We start from the raw sequence: 21422 nt of genomic DNA, 5'->3' as shown, positions 1-21422 counted from the left end.
AGCAATCCAATACCGGCCCGCGAACCGGCCGGTCGTGGCCAATTCGATGAAGGTGGACCGGACAGCATGGCTCAGTGGACCTCAGCGGTCGGTGCCGCACAGCTCGCCCGTCTGATCACCTCGCAGCAGGACCGGCCCCCGGTGCCCGGCACCCGCAAGCCCCCCGCCTACCGCCTCCTCGCCGACGGCATCCGGCTGCTCGTCCTCGAAGGCCGCGTGCCCGTCGCCGCCCGGCTGCCCGCCGAGCGCGAGCTGGCCGTCGCGCTGACCCTCAGCCGCACCACCGTCGCCGCCGCCTACGAGGCACTGCGCGGCGAGGGCTTCCTCGAATCCCGCCGCGGCGCCGGCAGCTGGACCGCCGTACCCGCCGGGAACCCGCTGCCCGCCCGGGGGCTGGAACCCCTGCCGCCCGAATCCCTCGGCTCGATGATCGACCTCGGCTGCGCCGCCCTCCCGGCCCCCGAACCCTGGCTGACCAAGGCGGTCCAGGGCGCCCTGGAGGAACTCCCGCCCTACGCCCACACCCACGGCGACTACCCCGCCGGACTCCCCGCGCTGCGCCGGATGCTCGCCGACCGCTACACCGAACGCGGCATCCCGACCATGCCCGAGCAGATCATGGTCACCACCGGCGCGATGGGCGCCATCGACGCCATCTGCAGCCTCTTCGCCGGGCGCGGCGAGCGCATCGCCGTCGAATCCCCCTCCTACGCCAACATCCTCCAGCTCATGCGCGCCGCCGGGGTGCGCCTGGTACCCGTGGCGATGGCCGCCGGGCTCGGCGGCTGGGACATGGACGTCTGGCGCCAGGTGCTGCGGGACTCCGCGCCCCGCCTCGCGTACGTCGTCGCCGACTTCCACAACCCGACCGGTGCGCTGGCCTCCGACGAGCAGCGCCGCGCCATGGTCGAGGCGGCCCGTTCCGCCGGCACCGTCCTGGTGGCCGACGAGACCATGGCCGAGCTCCAGCTCGATCCCGGCCTCGCCATGCCCCGCCCGGTCTGCTCCTTCGACCCGGCCGGCTCCACCGTCATCACCGTCGGCTCCGCCAGCAAGGCCTTCTGGGCCGGCATGCGCATCGGGTGGGTGCGCGCCGCCCCCGACGTCATCCGCAGCCTGGTCGCCGCGCGCGCCTACGCCGACCTCGGCACCCCGGTACTGGAGCAGCTCGCGGTGAACTGGCTGATGCGCACCGGCGGCTGGGAGGAGGCGGTGCAGATCCGCCGCGTCCAGGCCGCGGAGAACCGGGACGCGCTGGTCGCCGCGGTCCGCCGGGAGCTGCCGGACTGGGAGTTCGAGGTGCCGCTGGGCGGTCTGACGCTGTGGGCCCGCGCGGGCGGGCTGTCCGGCTCCCGGCTGGCCGAGGTGGGCGAGCGGGTCGGCGTGCGCGTCCCCTCGGGTCCCCGGTTCGGCGTGGACGGGGCGTTCGAGGGGTACGTCCGGCTGCCGTTCACCGTGGGCGGCCCGGTCGCCGAGGAGGCCGCCGCCCGGCTGGCCGCGGCGGCCCGGCTGGTCGGTACGGGCGCGGGCGGCAGCGGGGCGGAGCCGCCGCGCACGTTCGTCGCGTAGCCGGGGGGCGCCGGGGCCGGTCCCGCGGACCGCGGGCCGTGGGTCAGGGGCCCACCGGCCAGGGGCCGCGGGCCTTCGGCGGCTCCGCCGGGACCTCCCGCGCCCGCCGCGCCTCCTGCTCCTCCCGTACCTCCGCGACGTCGGTCCCGTCCTCCTGGCCGACCGGCGAAGACGCCTGCGCCCTCGCCGCGGCCGGCTGGACGATGCGCAACGGCGTGGCGGGGGCGACGTGCTCCGCCGGCCGCGGCGCGCGCCGCTCCGTCCGCTCCGGCAGCAGCTCCGTCACCGCCTGGCGGTGCGCCGGGTGCGCGGCGTCGTCGTACGGGTCCGGGGTGGCGGGCACCTGGAGCCGGTGCACCGGGCCCGCGCCGAGCCGGGCGTACCCGCGCCCCGGCGGCACCTGCGGCGTCGGGGTCGTGTGCGGCGGCGCGCCCAGCACCTCCGCGACCTGCTGGATCCCGGCCGGGCCGAGCACGACGCGGGCCCGGGTGTGCTGCCAGACGGCGTCGCCCAGCAGTTCCAGCTGCTCGAACTGCTCGGCCACCACCACCGTGACGTGCGCGGCGCGCCCGTGCCGCAGCGGCACCTGGAGCCGACCCAGCGGATCCGGGCCGCCGTCGGCCGCCGCCAGGTGCGCGAGCACGCTCGGCCGGTCCAGCAGGATCCACAGCGGACGCCGGACGTCCTCGGACACGGCGCTCCCCGCCTCCCGGGCCCGGTGGGCGGCGAGCAGCCGCCGCTCCGTCTCCTGCGCCGCCCACTCCAGCGTGGCCTGTGCCCCGCTCGGACCGCACTCGACGGCGAGCACGCCCGCCCGGCCGGTGAGGCAGGCGTACTCGCCGCTGCCACCGCCCTCCACGACCAGCACCTCGCCGCCGTGCCGCAGGGCCTGCAGCGCGATCGAGCGCAGCAGGGTCGAGGTACCGCTGCCCGGCTGGCCGACCGCCAGCAGGTGCGGCTCGGCCGAGCGGGGACCGGTCCGCCAGATCACCGGCGGCACGTCCCGCGGCTCGTCCCCCTCCAGGACGGGCAGCGTCCGCTGCACGCTCCCGGCGTCGGTGAACCCGAGGACGGCCTCCCCGGGCGCGGTCACGAACGGCTGGGCGGCGATGCCCGTCGGCAGCGGCGCCAGTACCCGCAGTTCGAGCTGGTTGCCCTCCTCGTCCCAGTCGAAGAGGTACTCGCGCCCGCGCCCGGACTTGGCGTGCAGCAGCGCCTCGATCCGGGCCCGGGCGGCGGGCTCGCCGTCGGTGAAGTAGGCCGGGTAGCGGATGCGCAGCCGGCTGATCCGGCCCGCCTCGTCGAACGCGTGGTCGCTGAACGCCTGGTCCCAGTTCCCGCCGTGGGCGAACAGCGGACTCGGGTCCTCAGGTACGGAGAAGTAGGGCACGAGGGCTTCGTAGAGCGAGCCGAGGCGTTCGGTCTCGGCCTCGCTGGGGCCGGTCGGCACCGGGGTGCGCGGCCGCCCGTGCCAGGCCGCCGCCGCCATCAGGGCGAGCAGGCCGATGAGCGGACCGTAGGGCACGAGCGCCAGGACGAGGACGACGGAGGCGGCCAGGAACAGCGCGGGGCCGCGCTTGTCCTTGGGGGTCTCGGCCCACTTGCGCCGCCCGGCCGAGGCCATGACGCGCAGCCCGCGCCCGATGACGAGCAGCGGATGGAGGACATCCGTGGCGTTGTCGGCGGCCGTACGGGCGAGGTCGCGGCCCCGGGCCAGCGACGTGGTGCCGCTGAGGAGGATGCGGGGGAGTGGGCGCCGGGCCACGGGCGTCTCCTGGAGTTGTGGTGTGGCGGGACGGTGCGGTCGGGGAACACGGCGGGGCCGGACGGCCCGTCAGGCCGGCCCGGGCCGGCCGGCCTGAACGGCGTGCGGCGGGTTCAGAGCTTGATCCCGCCGAGCAGGCTCGCGAGGCTCGCCGTGCTCGCCGTGATGCTCGGGGCGATGGCGGACCCGGCGAGGAAGAAGCCGAACAGCGAGCACACGAACGCGTGGGTCAGCTTCATCCCGTCCTTCTTGAAGAAGAGGAAGCAGATGATGCCGAGCAGGACGACGCCGGAGATGGACAGGACCATGGGGACTTCTCCTGGTGGGTGGGGACGTGGGACGGTCACCATCAGTTCTTCCAGGCTCACAGAAAGTATCAATGCGACAAAAGGTGCATACGGGTGAATCCTGGCGCCTTTCACTTGACTGGCCGCGCCCGGCTGGCGCGTCCGCCGCACAGCGGTCAGGGGTGGTGCCGGAGAGGGCGGAGCGGATGGCGGGCGAAGCGGGTCAAGGGGGATCTTTGCCTCGGTCCGTCCCCGTCATGTGCGGACCCGGGCGCTACTCTGGCGATTCACCCGTACGGACCCGGTCCGTACGCTCCCCTGCCCTTCCGGCCTGGGGAAACCCTTGCCGACGACAGTGCGCGAAAGGCGGTACGAAACGATGAGCGAGCACATCCCGGACGGCTCCGGATCGCAGGACGTTCCCGACGAGGACGTCATCGAGCTGGCCACCAAGATCTTCGACCTCGCCCGGCAGGGGGAGACCGCCACGCTCACCGGCTACCTGGACGCCGGGGTGCCGGCGAACCTCACCAACGACCGCGGCGACACCCTCGTCATGCTCGCCGCCTACCACGGCCACGCCGAGGCCGTCACCGCCCTGCTGGAACGCGGCGCCGAAGCCGACCGCGCCAACGACCGCGGCCAGACCCCGCTCGCGGGCGCCGTCTTCAAGGGCGAGGAGGCCGTCATCCGCGCGCTGCTCGCGGGCGGCGCCGATCCGTACGCCGGCACCCCCTCCGCCGTGGACACGGCGCGCATGTTCGCCAAGGCCGACCTGCTCGAACTTTTCGGAGCCGAGTAGTCCGCTTCCGGCCGGTACCGGGCGCGTTCCGACCGGTCCCCGACCTCACGGGTTGGTCACGGCGGACGTAAATGTGGTCGCGGCGCACAAACCGCCTGGGTCATCATGGCGTCGGATTCGATTCGCGGACATGACGGACGGGCAGGAGCGGGCTGGACACGGACGCCGTTCCCGCCCACCCCCGCCGAACCGGCCGTACTGATCGCGAAGCACCGACGAGAGTGAGAAGGCAATGGTCAACATCGAGCGGAACACGACGGCGAACGTCCTCACATGCTGTTACGCGGCCCTGTGAATCCCGATTCCCGGTTGCGTCCCCAGCTTGATTTGAGGCCATTCCCATGTTCGAACCAGTCATAGCGCCGAGCGGCACCCTGCTCGGGCTCCTCCAGCGGGGCCGCGGCGACGGCACGCTCCACGCCCTCGCGGCGCCCAGGGCCGAGGCCCTCGCGGCCCTCGACCAGTGCGTCGTCAGCGACCCGCGCCAGGACTGGCAGGTCGAGAACCGCTCGCTGTACTACGCCCGCCTCTACCTGGACCTCGACGGCCCCCTCGGTGCGATCGAGGCCCACCTCTTCGGCGCCGAGGACCTCCTCGACGAGGACGAGCACCGCACGGGCCTCGCCCTGTCCGTACTCGGCCACCTCGCCGCCTACGGCCGCGACGACGCCCTGATGCTGCTGCGCGGCTACGCCGCCCGCGGCGCCAACTGGGCCTGGGCCCTCGACGAACTCGCCCTGCGCGACGACGACGAAGGCCTGCGGTCCCTGGCCGCGCCCGTGCTCGCCCGCTTCCCCACCACCGAGGAAGGCGAGGCCCGGCTGGCCGCCGCCGTCCGCGACGCCTACGAGCCCCGGCCCTGGCGGCTGTGGGAGGAGAGCCCGGCGTACGGGGAGCGGCTGCGCGCCGCCCGCCAGCAGGGCTCCTTCGACCGCTGGCAGCGCCAGCTCACCCCCAAGGGCCCCCAGCCCGGCTGGGGGGTCCAGGCCGTCTTCGAATGGGCCGCCGACGGACTGCGCCGGGGCACCCCGCTGCACGTACCGGCCGCCCGGTGCCTGGCCGCGGTCGCCGCGCCCGAGGACCGCCCCGCCGTCCTCGCGGCCGCCGCCGGTGCCCACGGCGAAGCCGCCCGGGCCACGGCCCTGCACCACCTCGTCCTCGCCGAACCGGAGAACCCGGCCGTGCTGGACCTCATCGAAGCCGCCGGGGACGAACCCGCCGTCGCCGCCTACGAGCGCATGTGCGGCCCCGCCGCCGTGGAGCGGGCCCGCCGCTGGGTCCACCGCCCCGACGCCCTCGGAGCGGCCGCCGGCGCCCTCCTCGCCGCCCGCGGCGGGGCCGAGGACGCCCGGCTCGTCCTCGGCGCCCTCCGTGACACCGTCCGCGGCCAGGGCCCCGACACGCAGCGCCTCTTCGCCCTCGTCGACGGCGCCGGCCGGCTGGCGATCGGCTGCGCGGCGCCGGTACTGCGCCACATCTACCGCGAAACGGCCTCCTCGCACCTGCGCGGCCGCGCCGCCCGGGCCCTGGCCAGCACGGACGCCTCCTTCGCGGCCGGCTTCGCCGTCGAGTGCCTCTGGGACTGCGAGGAGACCACCCGCGAAGTCGCGGCCCGGCACGCCGAAACGGCCGACGCCCGCGTGGCACCCCGGCTGCGCCGCCTCGCGGCCGACCCGGCCGAGGAGGAGGACGTCCAGTCGGCGGTCCGCAGCCGCATCGCCCCGGAGTCGGCGGTGTAGGCGCCCGCACGCCCACGTCCCACCGGGCGGCCTGCCCGACCCCGGAAGACGTCCACAGCCGCGATGCCACGCCTGAAAGCGTCGCGGGTGCTCCCGGGAGCCGGAGCCGGGCCTGCCGCGGCCGCTGAGCCGGCCGGTGTGGCAGGCGGGTCTGGGAGCCGTGATGCCGGGCTGCTGATCCAGCCTCGTAGCGGGAGCCGGGCCTGCCGCGGCCGCTGAGCCGGCCGGTGTGGCAGGCGGGTCCCGGAGCCGCGCTCATCCAGCCTCGCCGGCGTTTGAGGCGCGGGGTCTGGGGCGGAGCCCCAGGAAACCCGGCTCCGCCGGGCACCGGGCTCCGCCCAGACCTCCGTCCGGGGGGACCCCACCCAAACGCCGGCGAGGCTGCGGTGCCGCAGGCAGGCCTCGGAGCTCGGTACCCGGGCAGCCGAGTCCTTGCCGAGGCCGCAGGACCGGCCGGAGCCGCTGAGCCGCTGAGCCGCTGAGCCGCTGAGCCGGGCCCCGGGGCTTCGGAGCCCGGAAGCCGCCCGGCCGCTGGCGGCGGGGGCGCCCTACGCCCGCACGAACCGCACCACCGTGCCCGGTCCCGCCTGGGCCGCCGCGTCCAGGGGGCGGCCGGGGAGGACCACGCCGAGCACCGGGTAGCCGCCCGTGACCGGATGGTCGGCCAGGAACAGCACCGGCAGGCCGTCCGGAGGGATCTGCACCGCGCCCAGGACCATGCCCTCGCTCGGCAGCTCCCCGCCCCGGCGGCGGATCAGCGGGGGGCCGCCCTCCGTCCTGAGACCGATCCGGTTCGACCGGGCCGACACCCGGTACGGCGAACGCAGCAGCCGCGCGACCGAAGCCGCCTCGAACCAGTCGGCCCGGGGGCCCATCCGCAGCGGCAGCACCAGCTCCGCCGGCGGCCCCGGCGCCCCCAGGGCGTCCGCCCCGCGGACCGGTCCGGCCCCGGCCGGACCCACCGGCAGCACCGTCCCGGCCGACAGGACGGCCGGCCCCAGCCCCGACAGCAGGTCCGTCGAGCGACTGCCCAGGATCGGCGGGACGGCGAACCCGCCCCGCACCGCGACGTAGCTCCGCAGCCCCCGCTCCGCCCGGCCCACGTCCAGCTCCGCCCCCGCCCGCAGCCGGACCGGCGCTCCCCACGCCGCCGGGCGCCCTGACACGCGTACCGCACAGGGCGCGCCCGTGACCGCCACCGTGACCGGGGCCCGCGCCCGCAGCGCCACCCCGTCCAGGGTGCTCTCCAGGGTGGCCGCGTCCGCCGGATTGCCCACCAGCCGGTTGGCCAGCGCGTGCGCACCCGCGTCCAGCGCCCCCGACCGTGGCACGCCCAGGTGCGCGTACCCGGGGCGCCCCCGGTCCTGGACGGTGGTCAGCGCCCCCGCCCGCACCACCAGCAGCCCGCTCACGCCCCCGCCTCCTCGAACCGCACCCGTACCCCCGGCGCGAACAGCGCCGCCGGCTCCCGCACCGGGTCCCACACCACCGCTTCCGTCGAACCGATCAGCTGCCAGCCGCCGGGTGAGGAGCGGGGGTAGACCCCCGCGTACTCGCCGGCCAGCGCCAGCGAACCCGCCGGGACGGCCGTACGGGGCGTGGGCCGCCGGGGCAGGTGAAAACGGGCCGGAAGCCCCGTCAGGTAGCCGAAGCCCGGCGCGAAGCCGCAGAAGGCCACCCGGAAAACGATGCCCCCGACGATCCCCGGCACCTCGTCCGCCGCCACCCCCCACAGCCGTGCCACCTCCGCCAGGTCCGGGCCGTCGTACCGGACCGGGACCCGTACCAGCGGCCCCCGCGACGGCGCCAGCTCGGGCACCTCCCAGCGGGCGATCCGGGCCCCCAGCGCGGCCGGGTCCGCCACCCCGTCCAGCAGTACGGTCCGCGCGGCGGGCACGATGTCCCGTACGCCGCCCAGTTCCGCGCGCCGCCGCACCAGCTCGGCGTGGAGCGCGGCGACCTCCGCCGCGGAGTCCGTCTCCAGCAGCAGCGCCCCGCTCCCCACGACGAGCGGCCTCACGCGAACGCCTCCACCCGTACTCCGGCCGCGTCCAGCGCCCCGCGCACCCGCAGCGCGAGGCCCGCGGCGCCCGGGGTGTCCCCGTGCAGGCACAGCGAGCGCGCGGCCACCGCGACCGCCGATCCGTCCGCGGCCGTCACGACCCCCTCGGCCGCCATCCCTACCGCCCGGGCCACCGCCGCGTCCGCCTCGTGCAGTACCGCCCCCGGCTCGCCGCGCGGCACCAGCGTCCCGGCCGCCGTGTACGCCCGGTCGGCGAAGGCCTCCGGCACCGCGGGCAGCCCGGCCTCCCCGGCGGCCGCCAGCAGGAGCGAGCCCGGCAGCCCCAGTACCGGCAGCCCGCCCGGGCCGGCCGCGAGCAGCACCCCGGCGACGACGGCGCCCGCCTGGTCCCCGTCGTACACGGTGCGGTTGTAGAGCGCGCCGTGCGGTTTCACGTAGGACACCGCGGAGCCGGCCGCCCGGGCGAACACCTCCAGCGCGCCGATCTGGTACGCCACCTCGTCGGCCAGCTCGCGCGCCGGCACGTCCATCGCCCGCCGCCCGAAACCCGCCAGGTCCCGGTACGAGACCTGCGCCCCGATCCGTACCCCGCGGGCGGCGGCCAGCTCGCAGACCCGGCGCATGATGGACGGATCCCCGGCGTGGAAGCCGCAGGCCACGTTGGCACTGGTGACGACCGACAGCAGCGCCTCGTCGTCCGTCAGCGTCCAGCGCCCGAAGCCCTCGCCGAGGTCGGCGTTGAGGTCGATGACGGGTGTGATCACGTGAGCCATGCGGTGAGCGTAGAACAGCCGCCGCGCACCACAGCCGCGCACGACGCGCCCGGCACCCGGGGCCCGGGGCGGATCCGGCCGAACCGTGCCGTTTGGGATGTTGTCCGGGTCAGCGCCTAGTCTTTCCGTCGTGACTCTCCCTGCCCCGGCGAAGCCCCTTACCTCCCCGGCGCCGGGCCCGGCCGCCGACGAGGGCCTGGCGCGGCGGCTGCGCGCCCTCGCCTGCACCGCCCCGCTGCACGACCTCGACGTCCGCAAGGCCAATCTGGCCGGCGAGTACGGGGTCTACGCGATGGCGGAGGTCGCGCTGGCCGCGATCGACCTGGTCACCCTCAACATGGACTTCGACACCGGCGCGGACCACGAGCAGATAGTGGCCCGGCTGCTCCCGCGCGTCGCCGCCCAGGCCCCCGGCCGGCCCGCCGCCGAGCACGAGCGGGTGGCGCGCTGGGTCCTGGAGAACCTGATCAACGTCGGCAGCGTGGACCGGGGCTTCCGCGCCATCTACGGCACGTTCGGCCCCGACGGGGTCTACGTCCGCAGGGACTACGACTTCAAGCTCATCGAGGAAGTCCCCGGCTACGGCGGCGCGGTCTACCTGCGCACCACCGACGAGGCCGTGAACGTGCTCGTCGGCGCGCTGGACACCGACGTGACCAGCGCGCAGATCGCCGCCGAGGTCAAGCTGGAGGTGCTGATCAGCCGCGGCCGGCTCGCCGATGCCCAACTCGCCGCCGAACAGGCCCGCTACCGCACGGTCCAGTACGCCGAGACCCTGCGCCGGACGCTGGACGCGACGCGGCGCAACGTCCGGGCCGTGGACTGGCTCGAAGCCGTCCCGGACATGATCGCCGAGGCCCTGGACCACGTCGCCGACCGCTACCGGCACGAGAACGCCATCCTCACCAACATCCGCAAGGCCCGCGACGAGGCCGAGGACCCCGACAACAAGCGGCGCGCCGCCGAGCTGGTCGACATCGTCAAGGACTGCATCCGCCGGCACACCCAGCTCCAGTCGCGACTGCTGGACGCGGGCCCGCTGTTCCGCGCCGAACAGGACCGGCAGGCCTTCGCGGCTCCGGCGCCGCGCTCGGGCATCGACCTGTACGGGCAGCTGATCGCCCCGGTGCTGCCGCTGCCGCTGGAACAGGCCGCCCGGGTCACCGACGCGTTCTTCGCCCGGGGCACCGGACTGCGCACCCCCGTCTCGGTGCGGGTCGCCGACCTGGTGGAGATCCTGCTGACCCCGCCCGTGGAGCGCGAGCACCTGGGCGTGGAGATGCCCGACCCCGACCTGATCGCGACCCCGGACGACAGCCGGTTCAGCGAGGAGCAGCTCGCCGCGGTCATGGTGCTCCTGGACCTCCCGCACGACGCCCCGCGCCGGCTGTCCGGCCTGCTGGCCGAGGCCCGGCGCGCTGATCCCGAACTGCCGTACCTGGTGGCGCTGCTGGCCGTGCACGCGGCGAGCCCGGCGGTCGGTACGGCGTACCGGCAGGGGGAGGAACGGCTGCTGTTCGCCGTGGACGACGGGACGGAGCTGGACGACCCCGAATTCGGCGGTGCCGACCTGATCGTCGGCACCGCCCTCCTCGACGCCGCGGCCATGACGGCCGCCCGCACGGAGGCGTCATGACCCCCGCCCCCACCGCCCGGCCCGTCCGCCCGACCGCAGCCGGTACGCCCTCCGCCCCCGCCGTCCGGCCGGCGCCCCTCGGCGAGTACGGCGGTACGTCCTCCGCTCCCTGCGCCCGGCCGGTGCCTCTCGGCGAGCGGCGCGGCCGCCCGCACGGAGGCGGCACGACCGCCGTCCAAGGCGCGCGGCCCGTGCGCTTCGGCGAGCGATGCTGCCGACCGGTCGGAGACGTCAGGTCCTCCGTCCCCGGCGCCCGCCCGACCCCCTTCGGCGTGCGGCGCGGTCCACGCTGCGGATCGTCCTCCGGCGGCTGCACCGCCGCCGGCGCCCGGCCGACGCCCCAGCGCGAGCAGCGCGGACTGGCCGGCGGCGGTACGTCCTCCGTCCCCGGCGCCGGGCGGGTGGCTCCGTACGGGCGGCGCGGCCGACCGTACGGAGGCGGCGTGACCGCCGTCCCCGGCACCCGGCGGACCCCCGTCGGCGGGTGTCGCGGCTCGGTCGGAGGCGGTACGTCTTCTGGCCCCCGCACCGCCCCCGGCGCCCCGCCGGCGCCTCTCGGCGGGTGTCGCGGACTGGCCGGCGGCGGTACGTCCTCCGCTCCCGGCGCCCGGCGGGTGCCTCACAGCGAGCGCCGCCGCCTGGACGGGGGCGCAAGACCCGTCCCCGATGGCGGACGGGCGCCCGTCGGCGGGCGTCGCGGACCGGTCCGGGCCGGTACGTCGTCCGGCCCCTGCACCGCGCCCGGCGCCCGGCCGGCCTCCCGCCGGGAGCGGCGCGGGGCGGGCAGCCCGCCGTTCGCCGCCGAAACCACCGCACACCACGAAAGGCACCACCCGTGAGCGACCACCCCGCCGAAGCCCCCGCGTGGGGCGAGCCCGACGCGCCCGTGAGCCCGGCGCCGGGTGCCGCGGCCGTGACGCCCGCCGACGCCGCCGACGCGGCCCGGCTCGTCGCCTTCGGGCTCCAGCCCAAGCTGCTCCCCGCCCGCGACGCCGAGTACGCCGAACTGCTGCGCCGCTACCGCGAGGACCCCGCCTTCGGCCGGCTCGCCGATGCCGTCGCCACCGGTCTCGGACTCGTCGTGCTGGAGGTGTCGCCCCGCGCGGGCATGGCCGTGGCCGCCGACGAGGACTCCGTCTTCGCCGTCCGGATGGGCGACTACGCCCGCCGCACCGCCGCCGACGGCGGGGACCGCTTCCTGCACGGCCTCGCCCACCTCGCCGTCGCCGCCCTCGCCTTCCCCCGCCCCGAGGACCTCGCCGACGACGGCTACATCGGCCGGATCACCGTCAACGGCGTCGACTCCTTCGTCCGGCAGACCTGCCGCCGCCTGGAGGAGCGCGCCGAAGAACTCGGCGAGAACACCGACCCCGCCTCCGACGCCCCCGGCCTGGAGGCCGCCTGGCGCGTCTACGCCCGCCGCAGCGCGACCGGAGCCACCAAGGACGCCCGCCGGCTGGCCGGCTCCACCACCGGCATCGTCGGCAAGGCCGCCGCCTTCCTCACCGAATCCGGTTTCCTCCAGCGCACCGGCGACGACTCCGGCGGCACCTACCGCACCACCCCCCGCTACCAGCTCCAGGTCCGCGACATGGCGGGCAGCGCGGCCATGGCCGAACTCCTCGAACTCGGCGTCGTCCCCGTCAGCGACGGCTCCGCCACCCTGCTGCCGCCGCCCGAGGGCGACGACCTGGAGCTCGCCGCCGACGCCGGCCTGCCCTTCCACGCCTGAGCCCTGATCCCCGTACGCACCACGAGAGACCGCGAGAACCCGCCGCCATGTACGAGCTGTCCCGGATCCGCCTCTACTCCATCGGGCCCGCCGGCGCACGCTACGCCGACACCGTGCTCGACCTGCGCGGAGTCGGCGAACCGGTGCCCCACCCGGCGCCCGCCCAGGCGGAGTTCTTCGAGGACGAGCCGACGGGGCCGCCCCGCCGGCCCGCGCCCGCCGGCGTGCTCTTCCTGGAGAACGGCGGCGGCAAGTCCGTCCTGCTGAAGCTGATCTTCTCGGTGATGCTGCCCGGCCACCGCAACACCCTCGGCGGCGCCAGCTCCGGCGTCCTGCGCAAGTTCCTGCTCGCCGACGACTGCGGCCACGTCGCCCTGGAGTGGCAGCACACCCAGACCGGCGAATGCGTCGTCGTGGGCAAGGTCAGCGAGTGGCGCGGCCGCCAGGTCTCCAACGACCCGCGCAAGTTCGCGGAGGCCTGGTACTCCTTCCGCCCCGGGCCGGGCCTGAGCCTCGACAACCTGCCCGTCGCCGAAGCCACCGCCGTGCGGCCGCCCGTCGAAGGCGCCTCCGGCGCCCGGGGTCGCCGCCGCACCATGAAGGGCTTCCGTGACTCCATCACCGAGGCCGGCAAGGCGTACCCGCACCTGGAAGTCGTCTGGGAGGAGATCCACGACCGCTGGAACGAGCACCTCACCGACCTCGGCCTCGATCCCGAACTCTTCCGCTACCAGCGCGAGATGAACGCCGACGAGGGCGAGGCCGCAGGCCTCTTCGCGGTCAAGAAGGACTCCGACTTCACCGACCTCCTGCTGCGCGCCGTCACCGACACCCGGGACACCGACGGGCTCGCCGACCTCGTCCACGGCTTCGGCAACAAGCTCGGCCGCCGCTCCGAGCTGATGGCCGAACGGGACTTCACCGCCGGCTCGGTGGAGCTCCTCACCAAGATCGTCGAGGCGGCCGAGGCCCGCTCCCGGCTGCGCGACGTCCACGCGGGCGCCGAACGCCGTACCCGCACCCTCGCCCGGCGGCTGTCCGCCCGTGCCACCGAGGAACGCGGCCGCGCCGCCGAACTCGCCGAGCGGGTGACCGGCGCCGCCCACGCGGTGACCGCCGCCGAATCCGCGCGCGAGCGCAGCGCCGCCGTCTCCGCCGAACTGGCCTACCGGCACGCCTCGCTGGCCCTGACCGTCGCCGACAGGGCCGCGGCCGCCCAGCGCCGCGAACTCCTCGAAGCCCGCACCCTGCACTCCGCCTGGCAGGCCGCCGAGACCGTACTGCGCCACCGGGCGGCCGCGGACCGGTCCGCCCGGGTCGCCGCCGCCATCCTGGAGGCCGAGCGCGACGCGGCCCCGGCCCTGGCCGCCCGCGCCACGGCCGCCACCGACCTCGTCCGCGCCCTGCACACCGCCGCCGAACAGGGCGAGGCGCGGGCCAACGAGGAGGAGGAGCGTTCCGCCGTCCTCCAGGCCGCAGGCGAAGCCGCCCACCGCGACGCCACCGCCGCCGCCACGGCCGCCCAGCGCGCCCGCAGCGAGGCCGAGCACCTGCGCGCCCGGCTCTCGGAGGTCCAGCAGGAGACCGCCGAAGCGGTACGGGCCGGCTGGCTCGACGACTCGGCGCCCGACGCCGACCCGGCCCGCGCCGCCCTCGCCGCGAGCGACGCCGAGAAGAGCGCCGTCGCCGCGTGGGACGAGTCCCGCGAGGCCGCCCGCGCCGCCGCCGACGCCGCCCGCGAGGCCGCGGCAACCGAAGCCCGCGCCGAACTCACCGCCGCCCGCGCGGCGGACGCCGCCGACGCCGCCGAGGCCGCCCACGCCGCCGAGCAGCGGGCCGCGGCCTCCCTCGCGCAGTCCCCGCGCCTGGCCGAGCTGCTCGGCCTCCCGCCGGCCCCCGCCACCTTCCTCCCCCAGCCCCGTACGGGCACGGCCGGGGCTCCCGCAGGAGCCGGCACCCCGGCCGGTTCCGCCCGCGCCGCGGGCCCGGGCGCGCCCGGACACCCGGCGGCCACCGGCTCCCGCCCAGCACCGGGCAGCCCCGCGAGCGCCGGAGGCGGGGGAGGCGACGGGCTCACCGTCGAAGACCTCGACCGGGGCGCCGAGGACCTGCACAGCCTGCTCACCGACCAGGTCGCCGCTGCCGAACGCCAGCTGTTCGAGCTGCGCACCGCCGCCGCCGACGACGCCCGCATCCTCGGCGCCCTCGGCGACGGCGGGCTGCTCCCGCCCGGCCCCGACGTGCTCGCCACCGTCGAGTACCTCGGCGAGCACGGCATCCCCGCCCTCCCCGGCTGGCGCTACCTCGCCCAGTCCGTCGACCCCGCCGACCACGCCGCCGTCCTCGCCGCCCGCCCCGAGCTGGTCGACGGCGTCGTCATCACCGACCCCGACACCCACTCCCGCGCCCGGCAGGCCCTCTCCGGCGCCGCCCTGCTGCCCCGCTCCACGGTGGCGGTCGGCACGGCCGCCGCACTGCTGGCCCCGGTACCCCCGGCCGACGGCGCCGGCGACTCCGGCATCTTCATCGTTCCGCCGAACCCGGCCATGCACGACGAGCACGCCGCCGACGCGGAACGCCAGGCGCTGCGTGCCCGCGCCACCGCCCGGGACACCGAGATCCGGGACCTGGCCGCCCGCCTCTCCGGCGACCGCGAACTCGCCGCCCGGCTCGCCTCCTGGCGCACCGGCTGCCCGCCCGGCCGGCTCACCGAACTCGCGGAACACGCCGCGGCCGCCCGCTCGTTCGCCGAGGAGTGCGACGCCGAACTCGCGGAGGCGCGTACCGTACGCGCCGAGGCCGACGAAGCCGCCGCCGACGCCGCGCGGGTCCGCGACGAGCGCCAGGACGTCGCCCAGCGCGCCCGCCGCGCCGCCGACGCCCTCGCCGGGCTGGCCCACCGCCTGCGCGAGCGCTCCGGCTGGCAGGCCCGGCTGCGGGAACTCGCCGAGGAGGCCGCCGAGTCCGAGGCCCGAGCCGAGGCGTGCCTGGACCGCGCCCGCGCCGCCGACGAGGACCGCCGCGCCGCCCAGCGGGCCGCGGACGACGCCCGCCGCACCGCCCGCGCGCTGCGTGCCGAGCGCGCCGACATCGCCGGCGCCCCCGACCCCCTGCCCGAGGACGACGGAGCCCCCAAGGCCCCGCTGCCCGACCTGCGCGAGGCCTACCGCGCCGCCTCCCGGCTCTACGAGAAGGTCGGCGTCGGCGCCGACCTGCGCGCCGAACAGGCCCGCGCCGAAAGCGACGAGAGCGCCGCCCTCGCGGAACTCGACCGGCTCACCAACAAGGTCCGCACCCGCGCCGCCCAGCTCCTCGAAGGCACCGACGGCGCCGACGGCCCCTCCCGGCAGGCCGCCGCCGCCCGCGCGGAAGCCCTCGTACAGATGCTGGAATCCCGGGCCTCGGCGGCGAGCGAGCAGCTCGGCCGGCTGCGCGGCGAGGCCGAACGCCTCGCCCCCGCCGAAGGCGAGGCGCACACCGACCTCCCCGAGGAGCTGGTCCCCGGGGACGTCGAGCACGCCCAGGGCCTGCTGCGCACCGCCACGGCCCAGCTCGCCGCCCACACGGCCGCCGTCGAGAGCGCCCGCGCCGCCCACGGCGACCTGCTGCGCGCCCACCGCACCGCCGAGGACGGGGCGGGCGGCTTCGACGAGACCGCCGCCCTCCTGCGGGACCTGCTGCGCGACCACGCGCAGCAGGAGGACGAGCAGGAGCCGGCGCCCCACCGCGGCACTCTGGAGGAGGCCCGCCAGTCCGCCGCCGAGGCCCGCCGCTCCCTGCGCGGCTGCGCCGCCGACCTGTCGGCCGCCGAGTCCGCCGTCCGCGAGGCGAGCGACATCCTGGTCCGGCACGCCAACGCCAACCGCTACGAGCAGGTACGCACCCCCGCGCGCCAGCAGATCCGCGAACTGCCCGCCGCCGCCCTGCCGGAGCACGCGGCGGCCTGGGCCGCCGCCTTCGCCCCCCGGCTGCGGGTGCTCACCGACGAACTCGCGCAGCTGGAGCGCAACCGCGACAGCATCGTGGACCGGCTGCGCGGCCTGGTCGAATCCGCCCTGGCCACCCTGCGCTCCGCCCAGCGGCTCTCCCAGCTCCCCGAGGGCCTGGGGGAGTGGTCGGGCCAGGAATTCCTCCGGATCCGCTTCGAGGAACCCGACCAGGCCACCCTCACCGAGCGGCTCGGCGAGGTCATCGACGAGGCCACCCGCGCCGCCGTCAAGAAGAACAGCACCGCCTCCTTCGGCGAAGGCCGGCGCGACGGCATGTCCCTGCTGCTGCGCGGGGTCCAGGCGGCCCTGGAGCCCAAAGGCATCGCCGTGGAGATCCTCAAGCCCGACGCGGTACTGCGCGCCGAGCGGGTGCCGGTCGGGCAGATGGGCGACGTCTTCTCCGGCGGCCAGCTGCTCACCGCCGCGATCGCCCTCTACTGCACCATGGCGGCGCTGCGCAGCAACGACCGCGGCCGCGACAAGCACCGGCACGCGGGCACGCTGTTCCTTGACAACCCCATCGGCCGCGCGAACGCCACCTACCTGCTGGAACTGCAGCGGGCCGTCTCCGACGCGCTCGGCGTCCAGCTGCTCTACACCACCGGTCTGTTCGACACCACGGCCCTGGCGGAGTTCCCGCTGGTCATCCGGCTGCGCAACGACGCCGACCTGCGCGCGGGCCTCAAGTACATCAGCGTCGAGGAGCACCTGCGCCCCGGTCTGCCGCAGCAGTCCCCGGACGGCGAGACCATCCACGGCGAGATCACGGCGACCCGCATGTTCCGCCGCTCGACCGCCGGCGCCTGACCGGGCGGCCTGACACCGGGCGCCGGCCGCCGGGCGGCTGGGCGGAGGGCAGCCGGGCCGACGGCCGCCCCGCCCCGACCCTGCCGACAGCCCCGGCCCTGCCGTCAGCCCCGGCCGTGGGCGGCCAGCCGGCCGCCCTCCGCCCGGCGTATGCGGGGGACCCGGCCGGGCGCCCCCGAGCGGGCCTCCCGGCCGCCCCGGCGATCTTCCCGGCGGCCGCGCGAGGTGCTGCTCGGCTGGGACAGGACCCCGTGCCGCTGGTTCCACATCTGCCGGGTGATCACCACGTCCAGCACGGCCCAGGTGGCCACCACCGTCCCGGCTATCGCACCGAGCACCATCGGCAGCGCGAGCCACGAGCCGGTGAGCGTCAGGAAGAAGCTCACCGTCGCCTGCATCAGGGTCAGCGCCACTATCAGCACCGCCCGTACCGCCGAGGCCCGTACCGGGTCGGGCATCCGGTACGTGCGCGCCGGCTCCTCCACCCACAACGACCGCCTCGTGGCAGTCGCCCGGGCCCCGCTGTGGTTCCCGTACAGCGAGTCGCCCGCCGCCGGGCCACCCGCCGGGCCGCCCGTCACCGAATCGTCCATCACTGCGTCGTCCGTCGTGCTCATGGTCCGCTCACTCCCCACCGCACGGTCCGCGTTGCTTACCCACACCTCATACCCCCATGTGGTGTTTCGACCGTCTTCTCAGTCAGACGATCGGGAAGTCCTGGAGATTCCCGGATCCCGGGACGGATTCCCGGCCCGAGCCGCCTCCGCGCGAAGAATTCCAGCCATCCATCCGATTGTGGGAACCGACACCCCACGAGGTGTCATGTGCCACATAACGGGCGGGACTTGCCCGGAACTAACGGACAACTCATGATCTTCGTAAGAGGAGCAGGCCGAAAACGTCCGGACAGGTCTTCGAAGCCGCTCCCGGGCAGTAGTAGGCTCACGCCGTTTGAAATGATGGAACACCGACCCCCGGCAACGGGGTTGACCTGGGGGAGGCTGGGGAGGCCATGCGCTTTCGCGGGAAGTCCATCCGCCGGAAGATCGTGGCGTTGCTCCTTGTGCCGCTCGTCTCCCTGACCGCCCTCTGGGGCTTCGCGACCGTCATCACCGGCCGCCAGGCCGTGCAGCTCCTCGGCGTCGCGCCCGTCATCTCCAAGGTCGGCTACCCCATCGAGGACGTCGTCCGCGTCCTGCAGAAGGAACGCCGCCAGACCCTCGTCGTCATCGGCGACCCCCGCGCCTCGGCCGCCACCGCCGAACTCGCCAGGAGCCGGACCGCCACCGACACGGCCGTCCAGGACATCACCGCGAACGCCTCCAACCCCAAGGTCGTCGACCAGCTCAGCCCCGCCAACGCGCAGCGGCTGCGCTCCATCCTCGACGCCTTCCACGGCATCGCGGCGCTGCGCCACTCCGTCGACCAGAACAGCCTCGCCCCCCGCCAGGCCCTGGACCTCTACAGCAGGCTGGTCGACCCCTGCTACGAGTTCCTCATGAACCTCCACGCCCTGGAGGACGTGGAGATGGACAAGGAGGGCCGCGCCCTCGTCGGTGTCACCATCGCCCGCGAAACGCTCTCCCGCGAGGACGCCGTCATCGCCTCCGCCCTCGCCGCCCGCAACGTCGTCGCCACCGACATCCGGACCGTCTCCGACTACACCGCCAACCGGGCGCTGCTCTACGAGTTCAACCTCGCGATCCTCCCCGCCGACGACCGCGACGTCTTCGAGCAGTACTGGGCCGGCCCCGAGAGCAAGGCGCTGCGCGACGCGGAGGAACGATTCATCTCCGGAGGCGCCGCCAAGCCCCCGCGCACCCTCACGGCCGCCCAGTGGGACGACGCCGCCGGCAAGGTGCTCGACGACCTCGCCGCCATGAACACCGCAGCCGGCGACCGCTACCAGGAGCGGGTCAAGCCCGTCGCCATGAACGTGCTGGTCCAGGCCGCCGTCGCCGGCATCCTCGGCTTCATCGCCCTGACCGTCTCGCTCGTGATGTCGGTGCGCATCGGCCGCGACCTCATCCGCGACCTGTCCCGGCTCCGCAAGGACGCCCACGAGGCCTCCGGCGTCCGCCTGCCCAGCGTGATGCGCCGCCTCGCGGCCGGCGAGCAGATCGACGTGGAGACCGAGGCGCCCCGCCTCGAATTCGAGAAGGACGAGGTCGGCCAGGTCGCCCTCGCGCTCAACAGCCTCCAGCGCGCCGCCGTCGAGGCCGCCGTCAAACAGGCCGAACTGCGCCGGGGCGTCTCCGAGGTCTTCGTCAACCTCGCGCGCCGCAACCAGGTACTGCTGCACCGCCAGCTGACCCTGCTCGACACCATGGAGCGGCGCACCGAGGACACCGAGGAACTGGCCGACCTGTTCCGCCTCGACCACATGACGACCCGCATGCGCCGGCACGCCGAGGGCCTGGTGATCCTCTCCGGCGCCGCCCCCTCCCGCCAGTGGCGCAAGCCGGTCCAGCTGATGGACGTCGTACGGGCCGCCGTCGCCGAGGTCGAGGACTACGAGCGCATCGAGGTGCGCAGGCTCCCGCGGATCGGCATCGAGGGCCCCGCCGTGGCCGACGTCACCCACCTCGTCGCCGAACTCCTGGAGAACGCGACGGTGTTCTCCCCGCCGCACACCGCGGTCCAGGTCCACGGCGAGCGCGTGGCCAACGGCTTCACCCTGGAGATCCACGACCGCGGCCTGGGCATGACCCCCGAGGCCCTGCTCGACGCCAACCTCCGGCTCGCCGAGACCCCCGACTTCGAACTCTCCGACACCGACCGGCTGGGCCTGTTCGTCGTCAGCCGCCTCGCCCGGCGCCACGGCGTCAAGGTGGTCCTCCAGCCGAGCCCGTACGGGGGCACCACCGCGGTGGTCTTCCTTCCGGCGGAGCTGCTCACGGACGCTCCCGACACCAACGGCACCGGCATCCGCCTCGACGGGCTCAAGAACGCCAAGAACGCCAAGACCGGCAAGGCGGCGCGGCCGATGGCCTCCGCCAAGGGCGGTTCCGCCGCCCTCGGCGGCACCCCGGCCGGCCGCCCGCTGCCCGCCGGGGTGCTGAACGGCCCCGTCGAGCTGGAGGGCCCGCTCGGCGTCCTCGGCCTGGACGGCGCCGACGGCCTGGACGAGGACCCCGGGGTCCTGGACGAGGCCGCCGCCGGGATCGCCGGCCTCACCGGCGTCGGCGGCCGCCCACCGATGGCCACCCTCGACGACGAGACCCCGCCCGGCGGCATCCCGGGCGCCGTGCTCGGCCTGCGCCCCACGGCCAGGCCGGGCCCCGACCGGGCGGCCGAGCGCTCCGCCGCCCGGAAGGGCGACCGGCTCGGCGAACGCCACCGCGAGCGGGGCCCCGACCCGGCCGGCGACCGGCAATCCGCTGCCCCGACCGGCCCGGTCCGTACGGAGCGCCCGCGCCCGGAGTCCGACGGTCCCCGCACCCCGGGGGCGATCCCGCTGCCCCGCCGCCGCACCACCCCGACCCTGGTCGCCGACCACGGCCGGCGCGTCGAGCCCCGCCCCGTGTCGATGGTCGGCCGGCCCGGGCAGGCGGAGGAGGCGGCCCGGCCCGGGACCCCGGGCGCGCCCGCTCCGGGACCCGGCGGCCTGCCCCGCCGGGTCCGCCAGGCCAACCTGGCACCCCAGCTCAAGAACGCCCCGGCCGCCGCCCCGGCCGACACCGCCGCGAACCCGGTCACCGACCGGGACGCGGAGGACGTACGCACGCGCATGTCCGCCCTCCAGCGAGGCTGGACGGCGGGCCGCAACCAGCACGCACCGCAGCAGTCCGAGGCCGAGGCCGGCACCCCCGCCGCCCCGGGCCGCGGATCCGAGAACGAAGGGGACGGTCGATGACCGCACCGCAGACCGGCAACGACACCAGGGGCCGCGGCTCCGGCCCGCTCAACTGGCTCCTCGACGAGCTCGTCGACAAGGTCGGCAGCATCCGCAAGGCGGTCGTCCTCTCCGGCGACGGACTGCCCACCGGCAGCTCCAAGGACCTGACCCGGGAGGACAGCGAGCACCTGGCGGCCGTCGCCTCCGGCTTCCACAGCCTGGCCAAGGGCGTCGGCCGGCACTTCGAGTCGGGCAGCGTCCGCCAGACCGTCGTCGAACTGGACGAGGCCTTCCTGTTCGTGATGGCCGCCGGCGACGGCAGCTGCCTGGCCGTGCTGACCGACGCCGAATCCGATGTCGGCCAGGTCGCGTACGAGATGACCCTCATGGTCAAGCGCGTCGGCGACCACCTGGCGACCGCCCCGCGCTCCGGGCTGCCAGCCGGAGGGTGAGACGGACGGC

Annotated in this window: 14 protein-coding genes; 8 read left to right on the top strand and 6 right to left on the bottom strand. The window is 76.0% G+C overall.

The genetic code is table 11. The features are described 5' to 3' along the window. Positions 1–66 precede the first annotated feature (66 nt). On the top strand, positions 67–1569 hold the full coding sequence (locus ACZ4M3_RS26255; RefSeq protein WP_453409255.1) for an SCO1417 family PLP biosynthesis transcription factor: 1503 nt from the start codon (positions 67–69) through the stop codon (positions 1567–1569). A gap of 43 nt (positions 1570–1612) precedes the next feature. Here ACZ4M3_RS26255 and ACZ4M3_RS26250 read toward each other — a convergent pair whose 3' ends face one another. Continuing rightward, a complete protein-coding gene (locus ACZ4M3_RS26250) occupies positions 1613–3334 on the bottom strand; it encodes a hypothetical protein (RefSeq protein ID WP_467736600.1) in 1722 nt (573 codons plus the stop codon). A gap of 113 nt (positions 3335–3447) precedes the next feature. After that, a complete protein-coding gene (locus ACZ4M3_RS26245) occupies positions 3448–3642 on the bottom strand; it encodes a hypothetical protein (protein ID WP_030031218.1) in 195 nt (64 codons plus the stop codon). 358 nt (positions 3643–4000) lie between these two features. Between ACZ4M3_RS26245 and ACZ4M3_RS26240 the strand changes: the two genes are divergently transcribed. Both ACZ4M3_RS26240 and ACZ4M3_RS26235 read left to right on the top strand, forming a co-directional pair. After that, positions 4001–4423, top strand: coding sequence for an ankyrin repeat domain-containing protein (locus tag ACZ4M3_RS26240; protein ID WP_467736599.1), 423 nt, complete (start codon positions 4001–4003; stop codon positions 4421–4423). Between the two features lie 341 nt (positions 4424–4764). Then, the gene (locus tag ACZ4M3_RS26235) at positions 4765–6162 is read left to right on the top strand and encodes a HEAT repeat domain-containing protein (RefSeq protein ID WP_467736598.1); all 1398 of its coding nucleotides are present in this window, start codon (positions 4765–4767) and stop codon (positions 6160–6162) included. Between the two features lie 548 nt (positions 6163–6710). Here the strand turns inward: ACZ4M3_RS26235 and ACZ4M3_RS26230 are convergent. Genes ACZ4M3_RS26230 through ACZ4M3_RS26220 form a run of 3 tightly spaced genes read right to left on the bottom strand, consistent with a single transcriptional unit; the run spans position 6711 to position 8958 of the window. After that, a complete protein-coding gene (locus ACZ4M3_RS26230; RefSeq protein ID WP_467736597.1) occupies positions 6711–7574 on the bottom strand; it encodes a 5-oxoprolinase subunit C family protein in 864 nt (287 codons plus the stop codon). Beyond that, positions 7571–8182, bottom strand: a complete 612-nt coding sequence (locus ACZ4M3_RS26225; protein ID WP_467736596.1) for a 5-oxoprolinase subunit B family protein — start codon at positions 8180–8182, stop codon at positions 7571–7573. The genes ACZ4M3_RS26230 and ACZ4M3_RS26225 overlap by 4 nt, the downstream gene beginning before the upstream one ends. Further along, on the bottom strand, positions 8179–8958 hold the full coding sequence (locus ACZ4M3_RS26220) for a LamB/YcsF family protein (protein ID WP_467736595.1): 780 nt from the start codon (positions 8956–8958) through the stop codon (positions 8179–8181). Before ACZ4M3_RS26220 ends, ACZ4M3_RS26225 begins: the two co-directional genes overlap by 4 nt. Positions 8959–9055: 97 nt before the next feature. Here ACZ4M3_RS26220 and ACZ4M3_RS26215 point away from each other — a divergent pair, with 97 nt between their 5' ends. The 3 genes from ACZ4M3_RS26215 (at position 9056) to ACZ4M3_RS26205 (ending at position 17122) form a co-directional block, all read left to right on the top strand. Further along, positions 9056–10594 carry a hypothetical protein gene (locus ACZ4M3_RS26215; protein WP_467737026.1) on the top strand — a complete coding sequence of 513 codons (1539 nt, stop codon included), beginning with the start codon at positions 9056–9058 and terminating at the stop codon, positions 10592–10594. 835 nt (positions 10595–11429) lie between these two features. After that, positions 11430–12326: a hypothetical protein gene (locus ACZ4M3_RS26210; RefSeq protein WP_467736593.1), complete on the top strand. Its 897-nt coding sequence runs from the start codon at positions 11430–11432 to the stop codon at positions 12324–12326. A 47-nt stretch (positions 12327–12373) separates the two neighbouring features. Next, entirely contained in the window at positions 12374–17122 is a 4749-nt protein-coding gene (locus tag ACZ4M3_RS26205) for a hypothetical protein (RefSeq protein WP_467736591.1), read from the top strand. A 104-nt stretch (positions 17123–17226) separates the two neighbouring features. Here ACZ4M3_RS26205 and ACZ4M3_RS26200 read toward each other — a convergent pair whose 3' ends face one another. Continuing rightward, positions 17227–17739, bottom strand: coding sequence for a hypothetical protein (locus ACZ4M3_RS26200; protein WP_467736589.1), 513 nt, complete (start codon positions 17737–17739; stop codon positions 17227–17229). 395 nt (positions 17740–18134) lie between these two features. Here ACZ4M3_RS26200 and ACZ4M3_RS26195 point away from each other — a divergent pair, with 395 nt between their 5' ends. Next, positions 18135–20978, top strand: coding sequence for a nitrate- and nitrite sensing domain-containing protein (locus ACZ4M3_RS26195; RefSeq protein ID WP_467736587.1), 2844 nt, complete (start codon positions 18135–18137; stop codon positions 20976–20978). After that, positions 20975–21412, top strand: a complete 438-nt coding sequence (locus ACZ4M3_RS26190; protein WP_453357547.1) for a roadblock/LC7 domain-containing protein — start codon at positions 20975–20977, stop codon at positions 21410–21412. The genes ACZ4M3_RS26195 and ACZ4M3_RS26190 overlap by 4 nt, the downstream gene beginning before the upstream one ends. The last annotated feature ends 10 nt before the right edge of the window (positions 21413–21422 follow it).

Source organism: Streptomyces sp. NPDC026522 (assembly GCF_055567555.1).
This window is presented reverse-complemented; position numbering and strand designations above follow the sequence as displayed.